Raw genomic sequence first — 6,723 nt, 5'->3', positions numbered from 1 at the left:
GGCGAATTCCTGCGCGCCAGAATCAACGACCTCAGCGACGTCACCCCGGCGATCCTGGAACTATTCCGCCGCTGACCGCGCCGGATTGGCAAAAGATGTTTTTTAAAATAAAATGATCGTATGAAAACCGGAAATTCGCTTCCCCGATCACCATCCGCTGCCATCCGGGCAGTGACGGATGCCGACCGCGAACGGGTCGAGCGCATCATCGAAGAGCGCTGGGGCGCTCCGCTGGTGGCCGTGCACGATTCGATTTACCGTCCCGCAGAGCTTCAGGGCTTCCTGGCCGCGGCCGGAGAAAACATCCACGGCCTCGTCACCTTCCGCATCGAGGCGACGGAGTGCGAGATCGTCTCCCTCGACGCCATGCTGCCGCGCGTGGGCATCGGGACAGCCCTGGTCGAGGCCGTTGCCGGAGCTGCCCTTGCCGCCGGCTGCCGGCGCCTCTGGCTTGTGACCACCAACGACAACCTCGACGCCCTGCGTTTTTACCTCCGCCGCGGCTTTCGCCTCGTGGCCGTCCACCCCGGCGCCGTTGACCGCGCCCGCCGCCTTAAACCATCTATCCCTGAAAAGGGCGACTTCGGCATTCCCATTCACGACGAACTCGAACTTGAGCGGGCGCTGCCGTCTTTAAAAGAAAATACGTAAGCCTATTGAGGTTTTTGCGCGCCCACCTGCTTGCAGGCGCCAAAAAGGGCCAGGGCGTCCCTGAGCGGGTAGCGGTTGGCGAACATCGAGACCCGGGTGGTCAGTTTGCCCTGCTTGGGCAGCCCGACGATCTCGCGCAGCACATTGGCCGGTGAATTCGGGTCAAAATCGGCGCTTTCGCTGTAGCGGGCATTAAGGAAATTTTCAAGATAAGCCTTGTGCAAAGGCAATTTGCAGCCGAGCTTATCGGAATTTCCCCGGCAACTGGCCAATCCCAGATCGGCGTTCATGTCCCCGATCTTCACCCGCTCCATCATCCCGGCCGCCGAAGTCCCGGGCTCCACGTACAGCAAGGGGGCCTGCTTGTTCAGGAAGAGGATGTTGTTGTCTATTTTCACCCAGGCGTTTGGATTGTTGCGGGTGTGATCGATGCCGGTCAGGACATTGCAGCCGATCAGGTTGTCATGGATGTCATAGTCGACCATGGTCATGATCCTGATGCCGTAGCCCATATCGGCGAAGTCCTTCAGCCGGCTCCAGGTGAACAGGATCGTATTGTTGGCGATCTCGACCTGGCCGCTTTTTTCAATCGGTCCCTTCGGGCCCTTGCGGCCGCCGGTTCCGAAAACTTCGATGGCCGCCATGGCATTGGACGCAAAAATATTGTTCAGGATTTTGACGTGGCCTTTTTTGAAGCCGCCCTGGATGGCGAAATGGCCGTTCAAAAAAACGCAGTTGCGGATGATGATCTTGCCTACGATGCGGGCGTTGACCTTGTTGGTGAAGCAAAGCAGGGACTCCTCCACCGTGCTTGGGCCGTCGGTCGGTTTTTCCGTCTCGCTCAAGAGTCTCCCGCCCAAGCCCCCGATGACGCCCTCCTTGGGAGAATAGGCGTTCTGTTCGCCGCGATCCAGGATGAAGCCGTCCAGGACAAACGTGGTTCCCGCCGGGACGTTGACGATACTCAGCAGCGGCTTCCTGCCGCTGGCGCCCGAATTGCGGTCGGGGATGATGGTGGTCAAAAATTTTTCGCTGTCGCGCGCCGAGAAATCGCCCGCATAGCCCCCTTGCAATTCGACCGGCTGCGGGGCTTCCAAGTATCCCTTGTCGCGCAGGCCGAAGTAGTTGCCTTGGGCGACACAGATCCGGTCGCCGGCCTTGGCGATCTTCAGGGCCGCCTCGATGTTCTTGAAGGGAGCCGCCTGGGTTCCCGGGTTCTGGTTGTCCCCCCTGTCTTTGGCGACGTAGAACTCGGCTCCGTGAACCTTCATTCCCGATCCAAGTAAAAACAGGATGGCGGCCGCAGCGAAAATTGATTTTATTTTCCCCATTTTTTTCTCCTTGTCATGATTGGATTTTGAGGATATTCATCCAAAATGTCAATAGCCGGATCTGCCCTTGAGTGTAAGACAAATTTATGATTTCCCCAATATTAAATTAATTTATTGTTTTTGATCCAAAGCAACAAACTCACCCCCTCGCCCCCTCTCTTTTTTAAGAGAGGGGGTGAAGATGACTCTCTACTCCCCTCTCTTTTTGAAAAGAGAGGGGTTGGGGGTGAGTTTTAACAAGTCATTCAAAACTCAAGTTGATATCCTTGAGATATTGATCCTTATCCGTTCGACCCTTGACAAAAAGCATATTCCGGGATACAATGCCAGCAATTGTGCCCGTAGCCCCCAAGGGGGTTCTACGGGGAAGAAGTGAAATGATGTAAAAGCCCTTGGGCCGCATCCCGCCATCGAGTCCAAAGCTCGGTTTGGATGACATTCCTTCATGATTCACGTATCGACGGGCCCAAAATCAAATATAAGGATTTATAATGAATATCCATGCAAACCGTGCGGCCGCCGAACCTGGCAACCGGCCGCTGACAAAAGACCATCCTGGCCATAGGGCTCCACAACCGTCGGGACAGGCCGGCACCAGCGTATTTTCAACTCTGCTGCCGGAATTGAAAAAGGCGGTGGCCGAAGAAGGTTACAGCACTCCGACGCCCATCCAGACCCAGGCCATCCCCCATCTGCTCCAAAACCGCGACCTGATCGGCTGCGCCCAGACCGGCACCGGCAAAACAGCGGCTTTCATCCTGCCCATCCTGCAGTATCTTTCTTTGCACAAGCGGCAGGCCGTCCAGAATCGGGCGCGCGTCCTCATCCTGGCGCCGACCCGCGAACTGGCGGCGCAGATCAACGCCAGCGCCGCCACCTACGGCCGCCACCTGCTTTTCGCCCATGCCGTCATTTTCGGCGGCGTCAGCCAGTTCGCCCAGGTCCAAGCCTTGAACCGCGGCCTCGACATCCTGGTAGCGACGCCGGGGCGGCTCCTCGACCTCATGCAGCAGGGGGTGATCCGCCTGGACGCGATTGAAATATTCGTCCTGGACGAAGCCGACCGCATGCTCGACATGGGCTTCCTGCCGGACATCAAGAAAGTCATCGCCAAGCTGCCGGGCAAACGGCAGTCGCTGTTTTTTTCGGCCACCATGGAACCGGCAGTGGTGGCTCTGGCCCGCACCCTGGTCCATGATGCCGTGCACGTGACCATCGCCCACGAGGCGCCGGCCGTCGAACGCATCGTACAGCGGGTGATGTTCGTGGACAAGAACAACAAGGACGCCCTTCTGGCCGCCCTGCTCGGCGACTCGCGCTGGGACCGCGTCATCGTCTTCACCCAGATGAAGCACATGGCCAACAAGGTGGTCAAGAAACTGGCCGAGGCCGGCATCAGCGCCGCCGCCATCCATGGCAACAAGAGCCAGGGCGCCCGCACCGAGGCGCTGGCCAGCTTCAAGGACGGCCGCACCCGCGTGCTGATCGCCACCGATATCGCGGCGCGCGGGCTGGACGTGGACGGCATTTCCCATGTCATCAACTACGACCTGCCCATCGAACCCGAAATTTATATTCACCGCATCGGCCGCACCGCTAGGGCCGGGGCCGGGGGCGACGCCGTTTCGTTCTGTTCGGCCGGCGAGCGCGATTCGCTGCGCAGCATCGAGAAATTGATCCGCGTCCAAGTGCCGGTCGACGCCTCCCACGCCTACCATTCAGAGGCCGCTTGCCGGGCAACCGGAGCCGATGCCAGGCCGGCGCCCAAGGCAGCGCGCAACCATGGCAACGGCAACGGCGGCAGACCCAAACATAGCGCCGTGCGCCAAACCGCCAAACCTACGCACGACTCCTATTTCAAGCAGGGTCGCCGGGCATACCGCTAAAGTTTTTTTTCATCGGCACGCAGCAAAAAGATTTCAGCCGCCCCTTGCTTTTTGCGGACAAATTGCGTATCCTTTTCCGCTGACGACGTTCCGGGACGCCCAACTGGGCCGAACCGGGACGCCAACGCAAACCCAAAGGAGGAACTTGAACATGACAAAAACCATCGCCTGGATAGCCGCGGTCGGGCTGGCCCTGGCCTGCGCGCCGGACGGCCGCGCCTGCACCAACTACCTGATCAGCAAGGGGGCTTCGGCCAACGGCTCGACCATGATCTCCTACTCGGCCGACTCGCACGAGCTGTACGGCTACCTGAACCGCATCCCCGCCGGCGACCATATCGCGGGGACCTGGATCGACGTCTATGACGGCGATTCGAACAAGTATTTGGGCAAGATCCGCCAGGTGGCCCACACCTATTCCGTGGTCGGTCTGATGAACGAGTGCCAGGTGGCCGTCGGCGAAACCACCTTCGGCGGCCGCGAGGAGCTCATGGACCCCAAGGCTGTGGTCGACTACGGCACGTTGATGAACCTGGCCTTGCAGCGCGGCCGCACCGCCCGCGAAGCCCTGCAGGTCATGACCTCACTGGTGGCCGAGTACGGCTACGCCAGCGAAGGCGAGTCCTTTTCCATCTCCGACCCCAATGAAGCATGGATACTGGAGATGATCTCCAAGGGGCCGGAGCGCAAGGGCGCCGTCTGGGTGGCCAGGCTGGTGCCCGACGGCTACGTCTGCGCCCACGCCAACCAGCCGCGCATCCACCGCTTTCCCCTGCAGAAGGCCAATAATTTTTTCGACAAGAAGCAGACCACCTTCCACGCCGCCGACGTGATCAGCTTCGCCCGCGAGAAGGGCTACTTCAAGGGCAAAGATGAGGAATTTGGTTTCGCCGATGCCTACGCGCCGCTGAACTTCGGAGCCCGGCGCTTCTGCGAGGGCCGCGTCTGGGAGTTCTTCCGCCGCGTCACCCCCGACTCCAAACAGATGGACGCCTACAAGGACTACGCCCTGGGCATCAAGCCGGGAGCCGAGCCCATGCCGCTGTTCATCAAGCCCGAACGCAAACTGACGGTCCGCGACGTCATGGAACTGATGCGCGACCATTTCGAAGGAACGGAGATGGACATGACCAAGGATATCGGCGCCGGCCCCTTCGTCCTGCCCTACCGCTGGCGGCCCATGGAATGGAAAGTGGACAAGGACGCCAAAGAGGAATACATCTTCGAACGCGCTGTCTCCACCCAGCAGACGGGTTTCTCCTTCGTCACCGAATCCCGCTCCTGGCTGCCCAACCCCATCGGCGGCGTGTTCTGGTTCGGCCTGGATGACACCTACAGCACGGTCTACACGCCCATGTACTGCGGCATAAACCGGGTGCCGGCCAGCTATGCCAAGGAGGCGGGCGACTTCAGCCGCTTCAGCTGGGACTCGGCCTTCTGGGTGTTCAACTTCGTGGCCAACACCGCCTACTCCCGCTACTGCGACATGATCCAGGACATCCAGCCGGTGCAGCGCGAGCTGGAAGGCAAGTTCTTCGCCGTGCAACCCGAGCTGGAGGCTACCGCCCTCGACCTGTTCAAGCGCTCGCCGGGACAGGCGCGCGACTACCTGACCGCCTACAGCGTCGGCGAGGGCGACGCCGTGGTGCAGCGCTGGAAGAAACTGGGCGAATTCCTACTCTGGAAATACATGGACGGCAACGTGCGCGACAGCCAGGGCAAGGTCACCCACCCGCCCTATCCCAAGGAATGGTACCAGCGCATCATCAAGGAGACCGGCGACCGCTTCCGCGTGCCGCAGGAAGAAAAGAAGGAATAGATTTGTTTTGTGTAGGGGCAGGGCTGGCCCCTGCCCTGATCAAAGGACAATCAAAGATCAATAGGGTAACCGCGAGGGTTACCCCTACACAAAAACAAATCTTTTGCAAAATTGAATGCTCACATCACATTTTTCATTCTTGACAAAATTTATTCAAAAATTAATCATAGCCAAGAATTTAACAAATAGTTAACGAACTCTATGGCTTTTAATTCAGAAACACACCATCGCCGGTCGCTGCGCATCAAAAACCGCGATTATTCCCGGGAGGGATATTATTTCGTGACGATATGCGCCCGCAACCGGGAGACCTTCTTTGCCGATTTTGGTGTAGGGGTAGGGCTTGCCCCTACCCCAAATGACATCAATAAAACTGGGCAACCGCAAGGGTTGCCCCTACACAAAGAAAATAACCCGTCCCTGGTTCTGACAATGATTGGACGGATAATTGAAAAAAACTGGCAAAAAATCGCAAAGGAGAATATCAAAACCGATACCTTCGTTGTCATGCCCAATCATATCCATGGAATCATTATTGTTAAACCACATCCTATGGGTGTAGGGGCGGGGCTTGCCCCCGCCCTAGATTTTCCACATGATTTCAATCATGGGCACCCGCAAGGGATGCCCCTACACAAAGAAAATGCCCCTACCCCTGTTCTCGGGGATATCATCGGTGCATTCAAATCACGATGTGTGGTTGAATATCTAAAATTCATCGACGACAATAACCTGAACAAATCCGCAAAAATTTGACAGCGTAATTATTACGAACATATCATCCGCGACAACAAAGAATTAACCGAGATCAGGAAATACATCAAATCAAACCCAGCCAATTGGGCTGAGGATAAAGAAAATCCTTTGAAATTATGATCTTGAAATCTTTTTCTTTATGTAGCGACTGTCTTAAAAGTCAAGTACTTTTTGTAGATAGCAAGAGATGATTTCGCATCAGGGCATTCAGTCGGACAAGTAGTTTGCGCATCACAGCGGCAATGGCAACCTTTTTGGGTTTTCCGTTTTCGATAAGTCG

General features: G+C 57.4%; 6 protein-coding genes. 4 read left to right on the top strand and 2 right to left on the bottom strand.

Going from position 1 to position 6,723, the window contains the following annotated elements:
- Positions 1 to 120: 120 nt before the first annotated feature.
- Positions 121 to 651 (top strand): GNAT family N-acetyltransferase, encoded by a 531-nt coding sequence (locus tag NTW95_05575; protein ID MCX6556890.1) that lies wholly within the window; start codon positions 121 to 123, stop codon positions 649 to 651.
- A 2-nt stretch (positions 652 to 653) separates the two neighbouring features.
- Here NTW95_05575 and NTW95_05570 read toward each other — a convergent pair whose 3' ends face one another.
- Positions 654 to 1,982, bottom strand: coding sequence for a right-handed parallel beta-helix repeat-containing protein (locus tag NTW95_05570; GenBank protein MCX6556889.1), 1,329 nt, complete (start codon positions 1,980 to 1,982; stop codon positions 654 to 656).
- 491 nt (positions 1,983 to 2,473) lie between these two features.
- Here NTW95_05570 and NTW95_05565 point away from each other — a divergent pair, with 491 nt between their 5' ends.
- The 3 genes from NTW95_05565 (at position 2,474) to NTW95_05555 (ending at position 6,443) form a co-directional block, all read left to right on the top strand.
- Complete coding sequence (locus tag NTW95_05565; GenBank protein ID MCX6556888.1) at positions 2,474 to 3,868, top strand: DEAD/DEAH box helicase; 1,395 nt, start codon at positions 2,474 to 2,476, stop codon at positions 3,866 to 3,868.
- 151 nt (positions 3,869 to 4,019) lie between these two features.
- Positions 4,020 to 5,687, top strand: a complete 1,668-nt coding sequence (locus NTW95_05560; GenBank protein ID MCX6556887.1) for a C69 family dipeptidase — start codon at positions 4,020 to 4,022, stop codon at positions 5,685 to 5,687.
- 201 nt (positions 5,688 to 5,888) lie between these two features.
- Positions 5,889 to 6,443, top strand: a complete 555-nt coding sequence (locus tag NTW95_05555; protein MCX6556886.1) for a hypothetical protein — start codon at positions 5,889 to 5,891, stop codon at positions 6,441 to 6,443.
- Positions 6,444 to 6,603: 160 nt separating this feature from the next.
- Here the strand turns inward: NTW95_05555 and NTW95_05550 are convergent.
- The coding region (locus tag NTW95_05550) for an IS110 family transposase (protein MCX6556885.1) at positions 6,604 to 6,723 on the bottom strand (120 nt) is incomplete at its 5' end.

The organism is Candidatus Aminicenantes bacterium (assembly GCA_026393795.1).
GTDB lineage: Bacteria > Acidobacteriota > Aminicenantia > UBA2199 > UBA2199 > UBA2199.
This window is presented reverse-complemented; position numbering and strand designations above follow the sequence as displayed.

Excerpts from the sequence above, each read along its gene's own strand:
- NTW95_05575 (MCX6556890.1), top strand. The coding sequence starts at position 121 with ATGAAAACCGGAAATTCGCTTCCCCGATCACCATCCGCTGCCATCCGG.
- NTW95_05570 (MCX6556889.1), bottom strand. The coding sequence starts at position 1,982 with ATGGGGAAAATAAAATCAATTTTCGCTGCGGCCGCCATCCTGTTTTTA.
- NTW95_05565 (MCX6556888.1), top strand. The coding sequence starts at position 2,474 with ATGAATATCCATGCAAACCGTGCGGCCGCCGAACCTGGCAACCGGCCG.
- NTW95_05560 (MCX6556887.1), top strand. The coding sequence starts at position 4,020 with ATGACAAAAACCATCGCCTGGATAGCCGCGGTCGGGCTGGCCCTGGCC.
- NTW95_05555 (MCX6556886.1), top strand. The coding sequence starts at position 5,889 with ATGGCTTTTAATTCAGAAACACACCATCGCCGGTCGCTGCGCATCAAA.